A 16,461-nucleotide genomic window follows, 5' to 3' on the forward strand; every position below is an offset into this window, starting at 1 on the left:
CACGATCATCGATGCAGAAGATCGCCGCCGTAACGGGTGGCACCGGGTTCCTCGGCCGCCATGTGGTGGCGGCACTGCTGCAAGCCGGGTGGGTCGTCCGCGTGCTGATGCGGCACGACCTGTTCGCGCCGCCGCAGGCCCAGCATGGCGTGGAACCGGTCCCGGGTGATCTCGACGATGCGGCAGCGCTCGGCCGGCTGGTGCAGGATGCGGCGGTGGTGGTGCATGTCGCCGGCCTGACCAAGGCGCCGCGTCCGGCCGACTTCATGGCGATCAACCGGGATGGCACGGCGCGGCTGGCCGGGATCGTGCGTCGCCAGGCCCCGTCCGCCCGCTTCATCCTGGTGTCGTCGCAGGCCGCGCGCGAGCCCTCGCTCTCGGCCTATGCCGCCAGCAAACGCGCGGCCGAGGACGCGGTGGTTGCCGAACTTGCCGGCTTGGACTGGATCATCCTGCGGCCCTGCGTGATCTACGGGCCGGGCGACCGCGAAGGCATAGCGCTCTCCCGCCTCGTCCGGCGCAGGCTGATCCCGGTTTCGGCGGCGCCGGAGCCGCGCATCGCCATGATCCACGCGCGTGACGCTGCCACCGCCATCGTCGCCGTCTGCGCCGGCGGTCCGTCGAGAGCCGTGTTCGAGCTTTGCGACGGCTGCCTGGACGGCCACGCCTGGCGGGAGATCATCACGCTGGCGGCCGGGCTGCTCGGCCAGACGCCGCGTATCGTGCCGGTCCCGGACGGATTGATCCTCGGCGCCGGCAGCCTGAGCGACCTGTGGGGCAGGGTGATCGCGCAGGCACCCTTGTTCGGCCGCGGCAAGGCACGCGAGATCCTGCATCGCGACTGGCGACCCGACCGGACGATGCAGCTGCCGGCCGATCTCTGGCAGCCGACGATCGACCTGCGAAGCGGGCTCACCGACACGGCTGCCTGGTGGCGGACGCTCGATCAGGCCGGGGAAGCGCCTGCCTGACTACCGGTCCGGGGGCTGGAGGACGGCATCGATCGTCGACAGGCAGGCGGGGCGCGAGGCGTCGTCGGCATGCACCCTCCTGCCATGCGGCGGCCTCGACGAGGCGTTGGCGCTCAGCCGGCCGTCGCGGATGGCGCCGGTGATCTCGTTCTCGCCGGTGCCGTCGGCCATCTCGATGCTGCCGTCGGCGTGGACGTTGCCGTCGAGCTGGTAGCGTGCGTGGGTGCGCAGCCGGATCGTGTCGCCGACCACGTCGAAGACGATCGGCCGTGGCGCCCCGGTGCAGACGGGGTCGCTCGTATCCGGTGTCTCGGTGCCGACATACCGGCCATCGAACCGGGTGACGGCCGGAGCAGCGGTCGCGCAGCCTGCGAGCAGCAGCACCATGAGCATGGAGACGGTGCGCATCGCTTCAGGCAGTCACGTCGCGCGACGTGATCTCGTAGCGGAATCGGTCTGCATCCAGGCAGTCCGGCTGGCCGGCGCTGGTCAAGGCGCACGGATACATCAGGAACGGGAAGTTCGGCGTGTGGCCGGCAGGCGCACCCGGCAGCACGATGTCGGTGGCGCTGTTGAAGCCGACCCAGTTCATCTCCCAGTTCCCGAACAGCCGCTCGCGGGCTGCCACGATCTCGGGGTCGTCCAGTCGCAGGTGCCGCTCCAGCATCAGCTTGCGGACATCGGCAGGATCGACCGGGAACCAGCCGGCATCCTCGAGATAGACCTCGGAGCGACAATGCTGCGCCTTCGACACCGTGCCGTTGGCGCCGAGCTGCGGAAAACGGGTCGAGGCGGCAACGCGGATGCCATAGACGTCGCGCGCCGGAAAGCCGACCGAGCGGGCAAGCCCGGTCATCAGGCTGTTGATGTCCGCGCATTTGCCGCCGAGATGGCCGCTGGTCAGCATCGACCGGATGTTGCCGGTGCCGCAACCCGGGGTTTTCGGGTCCCTCGAGGTTTGGTCCACGACCCAGTCGTACAGGGCGCGCAACCGGTCCTTTGGGTCGGTGCGGCCGGCGACGATGCGCTCCGCGGTTGCGCGCACGATGCCATCGGTCGGCAGGCTGTCGGTGGGCTGGGTCCAGAACCGGCGTTCCACCTCGGACGCGGCGACCATCGGACCGGCGGCGCCGCGATCCCGGGTGGCCACCACCTGCACGAGCTGGATGGTTTTCGGCGCGGTCGCCGCATCGGCTGTCCAGTCGATGCGCAGGATGCCGGCGCCGTAATGGTCATCGCGGGTGATCGCCGCCGTGCCGTTGCCCTGCCAGCGCACGCTGCGGCTGACCTGGTAGCCGCCGGCGGTCTGCGCCAAAGGCAGCCAGAGCTGCGCTGCGCCAGGTGCATCCTGCAGCGACACCGATGTGGTGATCTCGAAGTCGCGCCAGCCGGCGGTGTCAGCTTGCGGGTGCGGCGCCATCCTGGCACCGGAGCCGGAGGCGCGCGCCTGGATCGGTGCCACGGCCAGGGCAGCCGCGCCCGTGCAGAGCATATCACGGCGGCGGATCATCGGCGGATTGCCCCCCGGGCAGGGTGCTGGTGAGGCAAGGTCGTGCAGCAGGGTCCGGTCATGCGCGTATCATGACGTGTCGGCGGCAGTCGGCCAACGCGGCGCCGTCACGGACGCTTCGCGCTGGCGCAATTCAAGCAGTGGCAGCCCGGTACCGACCCGCTGCAGGTCAGGTCAGAGCGGCTTGCCTGTCCTGCGGAGCCGTGCCCTCGAGCTCACCAAGCCACGTCTTGGCGTTCCTGAGTTCCTCCCAGGGCGGGTCGCCGAGTGGGAAATGCACCGCCAGGATGGCGCTCAGGATCCCGTTCAACCGGACCAGCCGGTCGCGGCTCTCCGGAGTTCGACGACCGTCGCGTGCCGCCATCTCGTCGCGCAGCGCGCTCAGCAGGACGACGGCGCGTGACAGCGAGGCACCGTCCCGTTTCGGAGCGGCCGCCAATGCCGTGTCCAGCAGCGCGACCGCTTCGGCGACGCGCTCATCCGGCATGCGCGTGACCTCCCTTCTGGGAGAGGCGGCCTGGCCTCAGATTGACCGTGATCGCCTTGGTGGTGTGGATGCTGACGTTCGGATCGCCGCTGATGGCGAACAACACGTTGGCGATGTCGCCGGTCGCGTAGCCTTCGTGGCCGTACATCCACGGCATCCCGATCTGGTGCACCAGACGGCCACCCAGCCTGAAGGCGCGCATCCGCTCGGTCACCAGCGCCTTGACCTCGATCTCGCCCCGCTTGGTCGAGAGCACGGTCCAGTCCAGGCTCTTCAGGCCATGAATCGCTGCCAGCTCGGTCGAGATCTCGACGAACGCTTCCGGCTGCAACTCCGCCGTGTGCGGCATCACCCGCGTCGCGATACCGCCGCAATGCATCTCGGTCAGACGGTATGTGGTGAAGATGTACGGGTAGTCCGGATCCTCGGCGGCGTGCATCTCGTTGCCTGGCCGCTCCCACAGCTTGGCCACCGGATTATACGACCTGGTGACATACATCAGGTTCTTCACCGGGCTTTCGACCGGCTCGTAATGCGCCGGCAGCGGGCCGTCCTTCAGGCCGCTCGGCACGAAGATCATGGCCTTGCCGTCGGCTTCCATGATGAACGGGTCGGCCCCGCTATGCGCGTCCATGCCGTGCGGACGCGTGCTCCAGTCCGGCCGGTAGCTGGGTGGCTTGTCCTTCTGGAAATCCGGAACATCGTTACCGGTCCAGGTCTTTTTCTCCTCGTCCCACCAGACGCTCTTCTTGCGCTCCGACCAGGGATTGCCCTCGGGGTCGGCGGACGCGCGGTTGTACAGCGTGCGGCGGTTCGACGGCCACGAGTACGCCCAGCCGGCATGGCTGTTCGGTCCACCGGGCAGGTCCGGTTTGCGCGAGCGGGAGAGGTTCTGGCCGTCGGCCGGATAGATGCCGCTATACGCCCAGCCGCCAGAGGCCGTGCTGCCGTCATCCTTCAGGTCGGTGAAGCCGGCGACCTGCTTGCGGTCGGCGACGGTGTAGCCGTTGATCTCGCGCAGCACCGCGTCCGGATCGGGCTCTAGCCGCTCGCCCCGCACCGGATAATCCCACGTCAGCGCAAGCAGACCCTGGTCGCGCTGCTCGGTGCTGTCGGCATAAAGCTCCTTCAGCCGACGCCCGAGATGGTAGATGAACCAGAGGTCGGACCGGCTGTCGCCAGGCGCCTCGCAGACCATGTCGTGCCACTGCACCAGCCGGCTGGTGTTGGTGACGGTGCCGTCCTTCTCGCCCGGCATCGCCGCCGGCAGGAAGAACATCTCGGTCCCGATCTGGTCCGGCGTCAGCTCGCCGCGCTGCACGACGCGACTGTCCTTCCAGAAGTTCGCAGTCTCGGTCATGGCGAAGTCGCGCACGACCATCCATTTGAGCTTGGCGAAGCCCTTCACCACCATGTCGGAATTGACCGAGCCCACCACCGGGTTCTGGCCCAGGATGAATTGTCCCTTCACCATCCCGTCCGACATCGCGAGCGTCATCGGCTCCTGCGAGAGGTCGCCGGTCAGCTTGGGGATATACTGGTAGCCGTATTCGTTCTCTGCGGTGGCGCCCTCGCCGTACCAGGCCTTTAGCAGGCTCACCATGTATTTCGGCATGTTCGCCCACCAGCCGGTGGTGGGGGTTTCCGTGTGCAGGTATTTCTCGAGCGTGCCGTGTTCCTGCATCACGTTCGGCTGCGGCAGGTAGGTCGGCAGCATGTTGTAGAGCGTCGGGATGTCGGTCGAGCCTTGGATGCTGACATGGCCGCGCAACGCCATGATGCCGCCGCCGGGACGCCCGACATTGCCCAGCAGGCTTTGCACGATCGTCGCGGCACGGATGATCTGCACGCCCACCGAATGGTGCGTCCAGCCGACCGCGTAGCAGAACGCGCCGGTGCGCTCGCGGCCCGAATTGCGCGCAAGACTGTCGGCGACTCGCAGGAATGTCTCCTGCGGGCATCCCGTGATCTGCTCGACCATCTCGGGCGTGTAGCGTGCGTAATGCCGCTTCAGGATCTGGTACACGCAGTTCGGGTGCTGCAGCGTCATGTCGACCGGCGGGCGACTTTCGGTCATCGCCTCGTACTCGCCGTCCTCGTTCTTGTGCTCCTCGTGCGCCCGATGTTCGGACACCGCGGACGGCACGATCTTGCCCTTGTACTGCCAGGTGTCGGTCGTGTAGGAGCCGTTCGCCTCGTTGAAGCCGGAAAACACGCCGTCATTATCGTCCGGCCCGAGATAGCCGTCCTCGATGATGTGGGCGATGTTGGTGTAGTTCAGCGCGTATTCCCTGAACCAGAGATCGTTCTCCAGCACGTAGTGGATGATGCCACCCAGGAACGCGATGTCACTGCCGGTGCGGATCGGCGCATGGATGTCGGCGAGTGCCGACGTGCGGGTGAAGCGCGGATCGACATGGATGATGGTCGCACCACGACGCTTGGCTTCCACCACGAAGCGGAAGGCGATCGGGTGGTTCTCCGCCATGTTGGAGCCCATGACGACGATGCAGTCGGAGCTTTCCAGATCCCACAGGGACATGGTGGCAGCGCCGCGGCCGAAGGAGGTACCCAAACTGGGCACCGATGAGGAGTGTCAAATTCGGGCTTGGTTCTCGATACAGACCATTCCCAGGCCGCCGTTGAACAACTTCTTGATGAGGTAGTTTTCCTCGTTGTCCATCGTGGCGCCGCCGAGCGAGCCGAGGCCCAGCGTGTGGTTGATCACCCGCCCATCCGGCAGCGTCTCGGCAAACGTGTCGTCGCGGGTTTCCTTGGTGAGCTGCGCGATGCGCTCCATCGCCCAGTCGAGCGGCTTCTCTTCCCACGTGTCGGAGTAGGGGGCGCGATACATCGTGGTCGCGACGCGCTCCGGCGACAGCAGCATGCCGAGCGTGCCGGCACCCTTGGGGCAGAGCGTGCCCTGGTTCACCGGGCTGCGCGGATCGCCCTCGATATGGATCGGCTTGCCGTTCTTGGCGTAGATCAGCTGGCCGCATCCGACGGCGCAGTACGGGCACACGCTCGTCCCGACACGGTCGGCCTCTTCCAGGCGCGGGCGCAGCGTGTCGGAGGCGTGGCTGCGCGAGGCGTCGGTGAACAGGTTCTCGCCGGCGAGCTGGCGGGGAAGGCTCCAGTCGCGCAGGAAGTCCCGGGTGCGGGCGCCGATCCCCTTGTTGAGCCTCTTCACCCGCGGTCTCCCAATCCAGCCAATCCAACAGGCACGTCACCGTGCTGCCGATTGCCCACCGACGCTGCACGTTTCCACGCCGGATCGCAACTGGATCGGCTATCACGAGTTGTTCGCGCCCGACGCACGGACAGGTGAGACGTGTGGCCGCGCAAGGAGTGGTGACGATGCCGACGATGACCGGGAAGGTGACGATCGTGCAGGAAAGCCGCTTCCAACTGACCGACGAGAACGGCGTATCGCACCTGTTCACCCTGGGCCACGGCTCGATGGCGGAGCCCGAGCAGCTGGCGCCGCTGCAGCACACACAGGCCCGTGTACGGGTCACCTATATGCAGCCGCGGAACATCATCGGTATGGTTGCGAAGTCCATCGAGGTCGCTGACGCGTCCGGCAATTGACGTCCCTGCACCCTTGAGGAGCCAGCCATCGTGGACATGCACGCCCGCCTGCAGGACTACACGCAATCCAGCCTCGACCGGGTGATGCGAAACGAGAGCGAGCTGACCTCCGGCTCGCTGATCGTGCCTGGCAAGTCGTACGGCTTCTTCACCGACACCACCGTCTGCATCGGCTGCAAGGCGTGCGAGGTGGCCTGCAAGGAATGGAACAACCTGCCGGCGGACAATATCGGCCTGACCGGGCAGAGCTACGACAACACCGGCGCGCTGTCGGCCAATACCTGGCGCCACGTGAACTTCATCGAGAAGACCGGCGACATGGGCGGTGTCCCGGCCGCGAAGACCGGGTGCGGGAGCGGCACGGGGAGCGACGCCAAGGCGGGCGGGGGCTGCGGCTGCGGCGACGGCAAGAGCAATACCAGCACGACGCATGGCGGCGGCAACCACAGCGGCCAGGGCGGCGTCCGCGACAACAACCAGCAGGCGTTCCAGAGCGGCTGGCTGATGATGAGCGACGTCTGCAAGCACTGCCACAACCCGCCCTGCATGGAGGCGTGCCCGACCGGCGCGTTGTTCAAGACCGAGTTCGACACCGTCGTGGTGCAGCAGGACATCTGCAACGGCTGCGGCTACTGCGTGCCGGCCTGCCCGTTCGGCGTCGTCGATCTCAGCACGATCGACGGCAAGGCGCATAAATGCACGCTCTGCTACGACCGGCTGAAGGGCGGGCTGGAGCCGGCCTGCGCCAAGTCCTGCCCGACGGACTCTATCCAGTTCGGCGAGATCCCGGTGCTGACCGCCCGTGCCCGTGCCCGCGTCGCGGAGCTGCATGAGCGCGGCGTCGAGAGCGCCTACCTGTATGGCGCGCCTGGCGAGCCGGGGGCCACCGGTGATCTCGGCCACCTCAACGCGTTCTTCCTGCTGACCGACCGCCCGGAGATCTACAACCTGCCGGTCGCCCCGACCCGCGCATCGCGCCGCGTGCTGCCCGGCCTGCTGTCCGGGTTCGCGGCCATGGCCGGCCTGGCGATTGCGGTGGCTGCCGTCGTTGGCCGTGAGCCGCCCGCGGGTTCCGGTGCGAGGCTGCACTGATGTCGAGCACCTACAAGGCCCCCGAGCTCGGCCCCGAGGACAAGGCCGAGATCCCCGTCGACAGCTCCGAGCGGGCGATGCCGCAGCGTCCGCGCTGGTCCGGGCCGACCTATTACGGCCGCTCGCAGCTGAAGGCCTCGCCGTTCAACGAGTGGGTGGTCGGCGCGTACATCTTCCTCGCCGGTCTGTCCGGTGCCGGCATGGTGGTGTCGACCATCGCCGACACGTTGCGGCCGGACTCCGCACGGATCACCGTCCGCAATGCCCGCTACATGTCGCTGCTGGCGCCGGTGCTCGGGTCGCCGCTGCTGATCTGGGACCTGCACACCCCGCAACGCTTCTACAACATGCTGCGGATCGCCAAGCACACCTCGCCGATGTCGATCGGCACCTGGATCCTGATGAGCTTCACCGGGTTCGCCGGTGTCAGCGCCGGCGCCGAGATGGTGTCGGCCCTGCTGCCCGGTACGCGGCCCTGGATGAACACCGCCGCCCGCATTGCCCAGGTCCCGGCCGCACTCACCGGCGCCGGCCTCGGCAGCTACACGGCGACGCTGCTGTCGGCCACCAGCACGCCGTTCTGGGCCGCGGCTCCGCGCACCCTGCCGGTCCGGTTTGCCGCCTCCTCGATTGCCGCGGCGGCATCGGCGCTGGCGCTGCTCGAGCCCGAAACCGGCATGCGACGGCGTCTCGAGGGCGTGGCCGCGGTGGCGCTGGCGACCGAATTCGTGGCCGGCCTGGTCGCCGACCGGACCTATGAGAAGGCCGGCGTCGCCGATGCGCGCCTGAGCCGATACGGACGGGTCGAGAAGATCGGCGTGACCGGGTTCGGACTGGTGATGCCGCTCGGGCTGCAGCTGGTCGGGCTGTTCACCGACCGCCGCACCACCCGCCAGCTCGGCGCGATCGCGTCGATCGGTGCGATCACCGGCAGCGCGCTGCTGCGTGTGGCGACGATCGGCATCGGCGACGAGTCTGCCCGCCGGCCCGAGATCAGCTTCCGCTTCAGCCAGCCGGAAAACCTGTCGGCGAAGGACGAGGGCTGGTCGATCCGCGAGAAGATGCGCCGGCTGATGTACGCAAAGAACAAGCGCTGATCGGAAACAATGGCGGAGGCGGATGGGAATCGAACCCACCGCCCGTTATTCACGGGCCACCAGTTTTGAAGACTGGGAGGGCCACCAGACCCCAATCGCCTCCGTTTCCCGGTCCTATCAGCCTTGGATCGACGCACCAAGCACCCGCCGGTCGCCGACCCGCCGGGTGAACTGGATCGTGTCCAGGTATTCGAGCAGCGGCACGCTGAACTTGCGCGAGATGCCGAGCGCCAGGCCGGCCTCCTTCACCAGCAGGCCCTCCCCGGAGCGCAGCAGCGGCGCCAGCACCCGCCGCGCCTGCTCGACAGCGTCGCGGTGGAACAGGACGTCGCGCTTCTGCACCCGGTCATGCGTGCGAACGATGATGCCGGCCTTCGCCAGCCGGTCCAGCATGCGGCGCCCCTGGATGTCGGAGTCCGGCATGTCCGGCGGGGTCAGGCCGCCACGCCGGATCGCCTCCGCCAGCCGCTCCGCCAGTGCACCCTCCGCTTGCGCGGTGGCCTGCTCCTGCGCCGGACGCGCGATCCGCACCAGCCCGCCCTCCTGACGCAGGGCGCCGGCTGCCACGAGCCGGGCCACCGCCTCGTCCAGCACGAAGCCCGACGCCGCCGGGACCAGGGCCGCCAGCCGCTCGCGGGACATGCCGTTCGGATGCCCGGCCGTGCGTGCCGCCAGCAGCCGGGGGAGGGCTGCCACCAGCTTGTCGAACACCACGCGCCCGACCATGCCGCCACTACGCGTCCGCACCACGTCCAGGCCCGCGCCGGGGGCGTCCGCCGCCAGTCGCTGGATGATGCGGGTCGGGGAGAGGCCGGCCAGGCGCGCCAGCTGCGGCACGGTCAGGCCGCCGCCGCCCACGGTGTCCAGCGCCTCGATCAGGATGCGGTCGCCGGTGGCGTCTGCGAGCGCCTGCAGCCGCTCGATGCTGCGGGGTGCGTGACGACGCAGCCGCTGCGCCGTCGGATCCAGCACCCGCCCGCCTGCCACGGTGCTTGCCGGAGACGCGGTGCGCAGGATGAACCGCTCCCGCGCCGGGACTGCCACCGGACGGGTACAATGCAGCTGCGCCAGCGCGGTCTGGCCCGGCGCCAGCAGGTCGCGGTCGAGCAGTCGAAGCCGGACCTCGATTTCGTCGGTCCCGATCAGCAGCTGCAGCCTGGTCGTGGTCGGCAACGGCGCGGAGCCGGGCACGCTGGTGATCTCGACGGTGAGCCAGTCGGCGAGAGTCAGCAGGCCGGGCTCACACAGCGCCATGCCGCGCGGCACCTCGCCCGGCTCGAGCCCGCGCAGGTTGACCGCCACGCGCTGGCCGGGCTCCGCCGCCGGCACCATCCGCCCATGCACCTGCAGCAGGCGGAGGCGCGCCGGCTCGCCACCCGGAACCAGCTCCATCGGCGTCGTGGTGGTCAGCCGGCCGCGGCGCAGCGTGCCGGTCACCACCGTGCCATGGCCGGCGATGGTGAAGGCGCGATCCACCGGCAGATAGGCGAACCCGCTGTCATCCTCCCGCGTGGCGACCGATGCCAGGCCGCGGAGAGCATCGCGCACGGCGTCGATGCCGTCGCCGCTGACCACCGACGTCAGCAGCGGCGGCCCCACCGGCCGCAGTCCGGCCTTCGCGGCAAAGGCGGCAATCTCCTCGGCCGCCATCGCCGCCTCGTCCGGCGACACCAGGTCGGCCTTGGTGAGCACGATGATTGCCCGACGCAGGCCCAGCAGCACGGCGATGTCGACATGCTCGACCGTCTGCGGCATCACGCCCTCGTTGGCCGCCACCACCAGCAGCACCGCGTCGATACCGGTGGCGCCCGACACCATGGTGCGCACGAAACGCTCGTGTCCCGGCATGTCGATGATGTCGATCTCGCCGCGCGGCTCCCCGCCACCGGGACCGTCCAGCCGCAGATGCGCGAAGCCGAGGGCGATCGAGATGCCGCGTCGCTGCTCCTCCGGCAGCCGGTCGGTCTCGATGCCGGTCAGTGCCCGCACCAGCGCGGTCTTGCCGTGATCGACATGGCCGATCACGCCGAGCAGCAGCCGCCTCATGAGTGCAGCACCGCACGGATGGCCGCGGCCAGCTCGGGCAGCTCGTCGTCGGACACGGTCAGCATGTCGAGCAGCAGCTGCCCGCCGGCGAGCCGACCCACCACCGCCGGATGATGCAGCCGCAGCCGCATCGCCAGCTGCTCGGGGGGGATGCTGTCGGAGTGGAGCGTCACGGCGTGGCTGGGGATCACGGTGTCCGGCAGCGTGCCGCCTCCGGCAAAGCCGGTCGAGGGCTCGTTTCCGACCGCGACGACCCCGTCGAGCGCCGCGTGGAGGCGGCCTGCCCGCGCCGCCAGGGTGGCCTGGTCCTGGGCCAGCATGCGCAAGGCGGGTACCTGTGCGATCGCCGCCTCGGGGTCGCGATACAGCCGCAGCGTCGCTTCCAGTGCCGCCAGCGACATCTTGTCGAGCCTGACCGCCCGCAGCAGCGGATGTCGACGCAGCGGATCCACCGCCGCCCGGTTGCCCACCAGCATGCCGGCCTGCGGGCCGCCCATCAGCTTGTCGCCGCTGAACGCCACCAGATCCGCACCCGCCGCCAGCGCCTCCTGCACGGTCGGCTCGTAGGGACGCCCGAACCGTCGCAAGTCGACCAGCGCGCCGCTGCCGAGATCGTGCATCAGCACCAGGCCGTGCGCCTTCGCGAGCACCGACAGCTCGGGGATGCTCGCCTCGGCGGTGAAGCCGGTGATGCGGTAGTTGCTCTGATGCACCTTGAGCAGCATCCGGGTCTGCGGCGTGATGGCGTCGGCATAATCGGCGATCCGGGTCTTGTTGGTGGTGCCGACCTCGACCAGCCGCGCGCCGCCCTGGCGGATCACGTCCGGGATGCGGAAGCCGCCGCCGATCTCGACGAGCTCGCCGCGCGAGACGATCACCTCGCCACCGCCGCCCCCGGCGAGCGCGCTCAGCGCCAGCAGCACCGCGGCGGCCGCGTTGTTCACGGCAAGTGCTGCCTCGGCACCGGTCAGCTCGACGAGCAGCGGCTCGATACCCTGGGTGCGTGACCCACGGTGGCCGGCGGCCAGGTCGAACTCGAGATTGCCGTAGCCGCGCCCGGCTTCCACCACGGCGTCCAGGGCAGCCTGAGCCAGCGGGGCCCGGCCGAGGTTGGTGTGCAGCACGATGCCGGTGGCGTTGATCACCCGGCGCAAGCCCGGCCGATCGCTCGCCGCAATATGGTCCGAGGCGGCGGCGAGCAGGGTCTCGACCGTCGGGGCCACCAGCGCCGGGTCCGCGCGCAGCTGTGCCCGCGCCTGGTCGAGCACCGCCCGCAATGCACCCAGCAGCACCGGCCGCGACGCGTGCGTCTGCAACGAAGCGGCCAGTGGCGATTCCAGCAGCCGTTGCACCTGCGGCAATGCCCGCAGGTTGGCCTGGTCGCCGATGGTTCTGTCCAGCCGCATCCTCCTGTCCAACCCGGCGCGCACGCTCTGGCGTTTCACCCGACGTCGCGTTCCACTACTAGATGGGGCGCTGCATGCGTCAACGCGGAGCCTCCCACCATGCCCGAAACCATAAGAGAGACGGATGTCCGGCTCACCTCGCTGGCGCATGGCGGCGGCTGCGGCTGCAAGCTGGCGCCGTCCGTGCTGCAGCAGATCCTCGGCGAGATGCCGCTCACGGCCCCGTTCGCCAACCTGATGGTCGGCACCGAGACCGGCGACGACGCGGCGGTCTATCGCCTGAACGACACCCAGGCGCTGGTGGCCACGACCGATTTCTTCATGCCGGTGGTCGACGACCCGTACGAGTTCGGCCGTATCGCCGCCACCAACGCGCTGTCCGACATCTATGCGATGGGGGGCACCCCGATCATGGCGCTGGCGATCCTTGGCATGCCGATCGCCCGCATCGGCATCGAGGATATCCGCGCGATCACCGCCGGCGGCAACGCGGTGTGTGCGGCGGCCGGCATCCCGATTGCCGGCGGACACTCGATCGACAGCCTGGAGCCGATCTACGGCCTGGTGGCGCTGGGCCTGGTGCATCCCGACCGGTTGGTGCGCAACAGCACCGCGCGCGCCGGCGACCGGCTGATCCTGGGCAAGGGGCTCGGCGTGGGTGTGTTCAGCGCCGCCTTCAAGCAGGGCCGGCTGGACGCGGCCGGCTACACCGCGCTGATCGCCTCCACCACACAGCTGAACCGAATCGGAACCCGGCTTGCCGCCAACCCGGCGGTGCACGCGATGACCGACGTCACCGGCTTCGGCCTGCTCGGGCACACGCTCGAGATCTGCCGCGGCTCCGGCCTCACGGCACGGCTTGGGATGGATAGGGTTCCGTTGCTGCCCGGTGCAGCCGCCCTTGCCCAGGGTGGCGTCCGCACCGGTGCGGCGGTGCGGAATTGGGCGAGTTACGGCGGAGCGGTTCGGCTGGGGAGCTCAGTTGCGGACTGGCAGAAGGACCTGCTGTGCGATCCGCAAACCAGCGGCGGCCTGCTGATCGCGGTGGCCGCGGACGCCGCCGACGAGGTCCTGGCCCTGCTCCACGAGCACGCTTATGCGAACGCCGGCCTGGTCGGCGAACTCGTCGCCGGCGACCCGCTGGTCGAGGTTGGATGAGGGTCATGGAGGCGACGACCAGTCCGGCATTTCACGACGCATGAACTCGTCGAAAAGTGGAACGGTAAACGCCGTATCGCCATGCGCCGGGCTGTAGACCATGCCCTTGGCGATCAGCCCTGAACGCAACGGCGCGACGCTCGTGACACGGGCGCCGTAGGATTTTGCGATGTCCCCGGAGCGGTGGGAGCCGGGGCCGAGTTCGGCGAGCGCGCGCATGTATCGACGCTCGGTCGGCGTCATGCGGTCCAAACGTACGCGGAAGAAGCTCTGATCGAGCTTGGTGATCGCGATGTCGTGGGAGCGCATGACATCGTCACGCGTGATAGGGCTGGATGCGGCAGTTGCCCAGGCGAAATGACCCCATTCCTGGATGAAGTACGGATAACAGGCAGTAACACGAAGAATCTCTTCCAGGGCATCGGGCGTGTACTGGACGCCCTCATCGTTGGCAGGCTTCTCGATCGCGATCTTCGCGTCCTGCACAGGGAGTGCGTCGACCTGCGGAAAATCGAACAGTCGTTCGACGTAGGACTCTGCGTCGCCCATCTTGGCCCGGAGCTGCGGCAGGCCGGCGCCGAACAGCACGACCGGAAGCGATTTCTGGTTACAGCGATGCAGGGCCATGATCAGGGCAGACATGTCCGGCTCGGAGAGATATTGGACCTCGTCGATTATGATCGAAAGTCCCGATTCCGTTGCCTTTGCCGCTTCACCTATGGACACGAGAAGGTCCGGCAGATCGGCCGTGATGTCTCCGGTATCGGCAAGCCCTTCTTCCGCGTTGACCGACAGGTCGACACCCTGAAACGTTACATTGAAGACGGAAGCAAAATTACGGAGCCCGGCCCAGGCTCTTACGGCGAGGTGGTGAGCTGCTTCCTTGCGGGAGAGCTTGCCGGCGCGCCACTGATCACGGCCGGCTGGACGCCGGGACCGCTCCCGATCAACCTGCCCGCATCCTCTGGCCGGAACCGTCGATGCGCCTTCGTCATGCCCTGCTGCTCGCCCTGCTGTGTCCGCTGCCGACGCTGGCCGCCACACCTCCACCGGCCGCTGCCGATGCCCAGCCTCCGGCGTTCCTGACAGACATCGAGGGCAAACCGGCGCTCGACTGGGTTCGCGGCCAGAACACCCACAGCTTCGACGTGCTGCAAGGTGATCCGCGCTATGCCGGCTTCCACAAGGACGCCCTGGCCATCGCCCAGTCGCATGACCGCATCCCGACCCCGGAGGTCATTGCCGGCCAGGTGTATAATTTCTGGCAGGACGCGCAGCATCGTCGCGGGCTGTGGCGCCGCACCGATCTCGCCTCCTATCGCACCGCCACGCCCGCCTGGCACACGGTGATCGACCTCGACGCGTTGTCGGCTTCCGAGCATGCCAACTGGGTGTGGAAAGGCGTCGATTGCGCGGAGCCCGCGGAAACCCGCTGCCTGGTGATGCTGTCCGACGCCGGCGAGGACGCCACCACGGATCGCGAATTCGACCTGCCGAGCGGCCGCTTCGTCGCGGACGGGTTCGTCCTGCCGCACTCCAAGCAGACCACCGCCTGGGAGAACCAGGACACGCTGCTGGTGGCGCGCGATTGGGGTCCCGCCGGCGGCCAGAGCAGCCTGACCGCGTCGGGATATCCGTTCATCGTCAAGCGGTTGCACCGCGGCCAGACGCTGGATCAGGCAATCGAGGTGGCGCGCGGCGTTCCGGCCGACATCTCCGACGATCCCCAGGTCATGGTCGATGGCGCGGGCAATCGGGTTGTGCTGATCAAGCGCGGCGTGAGCTTCTTCGAGAGCCAGTACCGTCAGGTCACGCCCACCGGGCTGGTCACCCTGACGCTGCCGCCGAAATCGACCGTCATCGGACTCGTCGCCGGTCGGCTGGTGGTGAAGCTCGATCAGGACTGGCAGCCGCAGGCGGGTCCGATCATCCCCGCCGGCAGCCTGGCGGCACTCGACCTTGGACATCCGGATGCGGCGCCGCAGCTGGTGTTCCGGCCTGGTCCGCGGCAGTCGGTCGAGGCGGAGGAGGTCGGCACCACCCGCGGCAGCGTCGTCGCGGCGGTGTACGACAATGTCCGCGGCGGCGCATACGTGTTCACGCCTGGCGCCGATGGCTGGACCACGCGCAGGCTCACGCTGCCGGACAACGTCTCGGTCACCCTGATCGATGCCGGACCGCGCGACGACCATGTGTTCCTGGAGGTCACCGGCTTCCTGACCCCCAGCCAGCTCTGGCTCGCCGACGCCGCGACCGGGCAGGCAAACCAGGTGAAGTCGCTGCCGGCGCAGTTCGATGCCAGCGGGCTTGTCGTCGAGCAGCTCGAGGCGACCTCGCGCGACGGCACCAGGATCCCGTATTTCCTGGTGCACAGGCGCGGCCTGAAGCCTGACGGCCGCAACCCCACCCTGCTCACTGCCTATGGTGGGTTCGGTGTTTCCAGCGCCCCGCTCTATTCCGGCGCGATCGGCCGGCTCTGGCTGGCGCGAGGCGGCGTGTATGCGCTGGCCAACATCCGCGGCGGCGGCGAGTTCGGGCCGGCCTGGCACGAGGCCGGCCGCAAGACCCAGCGCCAGCGTGTGTTCGATGACTTCGCCGCCGTCGGCCAGGACCTGATCACCCGCGGCATCACCTCGTCGCGCCGGCTCGGCATTCGCGGCCGCTCCAATGGTGGCCTGCTGATGGGCGTCGAATTCACACAGCATCCGGAGCTGTGGCGGGCGGTGATCATCGGCGTGCCGCTGCTCGACATGGAGCATTTCGAGACGCTGGCGGCAGGCGCCTCATGGGTCGACGAGTACGGCAGCATGTCGAACCCGACGGAGGCCGCGTTCCTGCGGAGCATCTCGCCGTTGCAGGCCCTGCGCCCGGGGGTGAAATACCCCGAGCCGTTCATCTTCACCTCGACCAAGGATGACCGCGTCGGACCGGTGCATGCCCGGCGATTCGCCTGGCGGCTCACCCAACTTGGCGTACCGTTCCTGTACTACGAAGACACCGAGGGTGGTCATTCCGGGACCGCCAACCTGTCCGAGGTCGCGCACGAGCAGGCGCTCGAAGCGACCTACCTGGCGCGCCGGCTGATGGACTGACCGGCGCGGTC

The 16,461-nt window shown here is 68.7% G+C and carries 13 protein-coding genes and 1 tRNA gene; 6 read left to right on the top strand and 8 right to left on the bottom strand.

Annotated elements, in window-relative coordinates; translation table 11 throughout:
* Positions 1-11 precede the first annotated feature (11 nt).
* A complete protein-coding gene (locus tag ACOEQ2_RS12135; RefSeq protein WP_419728235.1) occupies positions 12-971 on the top strand; it encodes an NAD-dependent epimerase/dehydratase family protein in 960 nt (319 codons plus the stop codon).
* Here ACOEQ2_RS12135 and ACOEQ2_RS12140 read toward each other — a convergent pair whose 3' ends face one another.
* From ACOEQ2_RS12140 to fdh, 4 genes are all read right to left on the bottom strand, one after another.
* Positions 972-1,379, bottom strand: coding sequence for a hypothetical protein (locus tag ACOEQ2_RS12140; protein WP_419728236.1), 408 nt, complete (start codon positions 1,377-1,379; stop codon positions 972-974). It abuts the gene before it with no gap.
* A gap of 4 nt (positions 1,380-1,383) precedes the next feature.
* A complete protein-coding gene (locus tag ACOEQ2_RS12145; protein WP_419728237.1) occupies positions 1,384-2,481 on the bottom strand; it encodes a transglutaminase-like domain-containing protein in 1,098 nt (365 codons plus the stop codon).
* A 169-nt stretch (positions 2,482-2,650) separates the two neighbouring features.
* Positions 2,651-2,968, bottom strand: coding sequence for a hypothetical protein (locus ACOEQ2_RS12150; RefSeq protein ID WP_419728238.1), 318 nt, complete (start codon positions 2,966-2,968; stop codon positions 2,651-2,653).
* Positions 2,958-6,158 carry a formate dehydrogenase gene (gene fdh, locus ACOEQ2_RS12155; protein WP_419728239.1) on the bottom strand — a complete coding sequence of 1,067 codons (3,201 nt, stop codon included), beginning with the start codon at positions 6,156-6,158 and terminating at the stop codon, positions 2,958-2,960. The genes ACOEQ2_RS12150 and fdh overlap by 11 nt, the downstream gene beginning before the upstream one ends.
* A 167-nt stretch (positions 6,159-6,325) precedes the next feature.
* Between fdh and ACOEQ2_RS12160 the strand changes: the two genes are divergently transcribed.
* From ACOEQ2_RS12160 to nrfD, 3 genes are read left to right on the top strand one after another with little or no spacing between them, the layout of a single operon-like run.
* Positions 6,326-6,559 (top strand): hypothetical protein, encoded by a 234-nt coding sequence (locus tag ACOEQ2_RS12160; protein WP_419728240.1) that lies wholly within the window; start codon positions 6,326-6,328, stop codon positions 6,557-6,559.
* A gap of 36 nt (positions 6,560-6,595) precedes the next feature.
* Positions 6,596-7,651: a 4Fe-4S dicluster domain-containing protein gene (locus tag ACOEQ2_RS12165; RefSeq protein ID WP_419731212.1), complete on the top strand. Its 1,056-nt coding sequence runs from the start codon at positions 6,596-6,598 to the stop codon at positions 7,649-7,651.
* On the top strand, positions 7,651-8,748 hold the full coding sequence (gene nrfD / locus ACOEQ2_RS12170) for an NrfD/PsrC family molybdoenzyme membrane anchor subunit (RefSeq protein ID WP_419728241.1): 1,098 nt from the start codon (positions 7,651-7,653) through the stop codon (positions 8,746-8,748). Before ACOEQ2_RS12165 ends, nrfD begins: the two co-directional genes overlap by 1 nt.
* A gap of 10 nt (positions 8,749-8,758) precedes the next feature.
* Here nrfD and ACOEQ2_RS12175 read toward each other — a convergent pair.
* The 3 genes from ACOEQ2_RS12175 to selA all read right to left on the bottom strand — a co-directional run bounded on the left by ACOEQ2_RS12175 (position 8,759) and on the right by selA (position 12,200).
* Positions 8,759-8,851 (bottom strand) — tRNA-Sec (locus tag ACOEQ2_RS12175).
* Positions 8,852-8,865: 14 nt separating this feature from the next.
* Positions 8,866-10,794 (bottom strand): selenocysteine-specific translation elongation factor, encoded by a 1,929-nt coding sequence (selB, locus tag ACOEQ2_RS12180; protein ID WP_419728242.1) that lies wholly within the window; start codon positions 10,792-10,794, stop codon positions 8,866-8,868.
* Positions 10,791-12,200: an L-seryl-tRNA(Sec) selenium transferase gene (gene selA / locus ACOEQ2_RS12185; protein ID WP_419728243.1), complete on the bottom strand. Its 1,410-nt coding sequence runs from the start codon at positions 12,198-12,200 to the stop codon at positions 10,791-10,793. Before selA ends, selB begins: the two co-directional genes overlap by 4 nt.
* A 99-nt stretch (positions 12,201-12,299) precedes the next feature.
* On the opposite strand from selA, the gene selD reads away from it, so the two are divergent.
* Positions 12,300-13,358, top strand: a complete 1,059-nt coding sequence (gene selD / locus ACOEQ2_RS12190; RefSeq protein ID WP_419728244.1) for a selenide, water dikinase SelD — start codon at positions 12,300-12,302, stop codon at positions 13,356-13,358.
* 3 nt (positions 13,359-13,361) lie between these two features.
* Here the strand turns inward: selD and ACOEQ2_RS12195 are convergent, their stop codons facing one another.
* Positions 13,362-14,408 (bottom strand): ATP-binding protein, encoded by a 1,047-nt coding sequence (locus ACOEQ2_RS12195; RefSeq protein WP_419728245.1) that lies wholly within the window; start codon positions 14,406-14,408, stop codon positions 13,362-13,364.
* Between ACOEQ2_RS12195 and ACOEQ2_RS12200 the strand changes: the two genes are divergently transcribed.
* The gene (locus ACOEQ2_RS12200; RefSeq protein WP_419728246.1) at positions 14,339-16,450 is read left to right on the top strand and encodes a prolyl oligopeptidase family serine peptidase; all 2,112 of its coding nucleotides are present in this window, start codon (positions 14,339-14,341) and stop codon (positions 16,448-16,450) included. The two genes, ACOEQ2_RS12195 and ACOEQ2_RS12200, sit on opposite strands and share 70 nt — an antisense overlap.
* Positions 16,451-16,461: the final 11 nt, after the last annotated feature.

This window comes from Lichenicola sp. (genome assembly GCF_965198575.1).
Lineage (GTDB): Bacteria > Pseudomonadota > Alphaproteobacteria > Acetobacterales > Acetobacteraceae > Lichenicola.

Coding starts and splice junctions, on each gene's coding strand:
- selB (WP_419728242.1), bottom strand. CDS start 10,794: ATGAGGCGGCTGCTGCTCGGCGTGATCGGCCATGTCGATCACGGCAAG.
- ACOEQ2_RS12200 (WP_419728246.1), top strand. CDS start 14,339: ATGCGCCTTCGTCATGCCCTGCTGCTCGCCCTGCTGTGTCCGCTGCCG.
- ACOEQ2_RS12145 (WP_419728237.1), bottom strand. CDS start 2,481: ATGATCCGCCGCCGTGATATGCTCTGCACGGGCGCGGCTGCCCTGGCC.
- selD (WP_419728244.1), top strand. CDS start 12,300: ATGCCCGAAACCATAAGAGAGACGGATGTCCGGCTCACCTCGCTGGCG.
- ACOEQ2_RS12135 (WP_419728235.1), top strand. CDS start 12: ATGCAGAAGATCGCCGCCGTAACGGGTGGCACCGGGTTCCTCGGCCGC.
- selA (WP_419728243.1), bottom strand. CDS start 12,200: ATGCGGCTGGACAGAACCATCGGCGACCAGGCCAACCTGCGGGCATTG.
- ACOEQ2_RS12165 (WP_419731212.1), top strand. CDS start 6,596: ATGCACGCCCGCCTGCAGGACTACACGCAATCCAGCCTCGACCGGGTG.
- ACOEQ2_RS12150 (WP_419728238.1), bottom strand. CDS start 2,968: ATGCCGGATGAGCGCGTCGCCGAAGCGGTCGCGCTGCTGGACACGGCA.
- ACOEQ2_RS12160 (WP_419728240.1), top strand. CDS start 6,326: ATGCCGACGATGACCGGGAAGGTGACGATCGTGCAGGAAAGCCGCTTC.
- ACOEQ2_RS12140 (WP_419728236.1), bottom strand. CDS start 1,379: ATGCGCACCGTCTCCATGCTCATGGTGCTGCTGCTCGCAGGCTGCGCG.
- nrfD (WP_419728241.1), top strand. CDS start 7,651: ATGTCGAGCACCTACAAGGCCCCCGAGCTCGGCCCCGAGGACAAGGCC.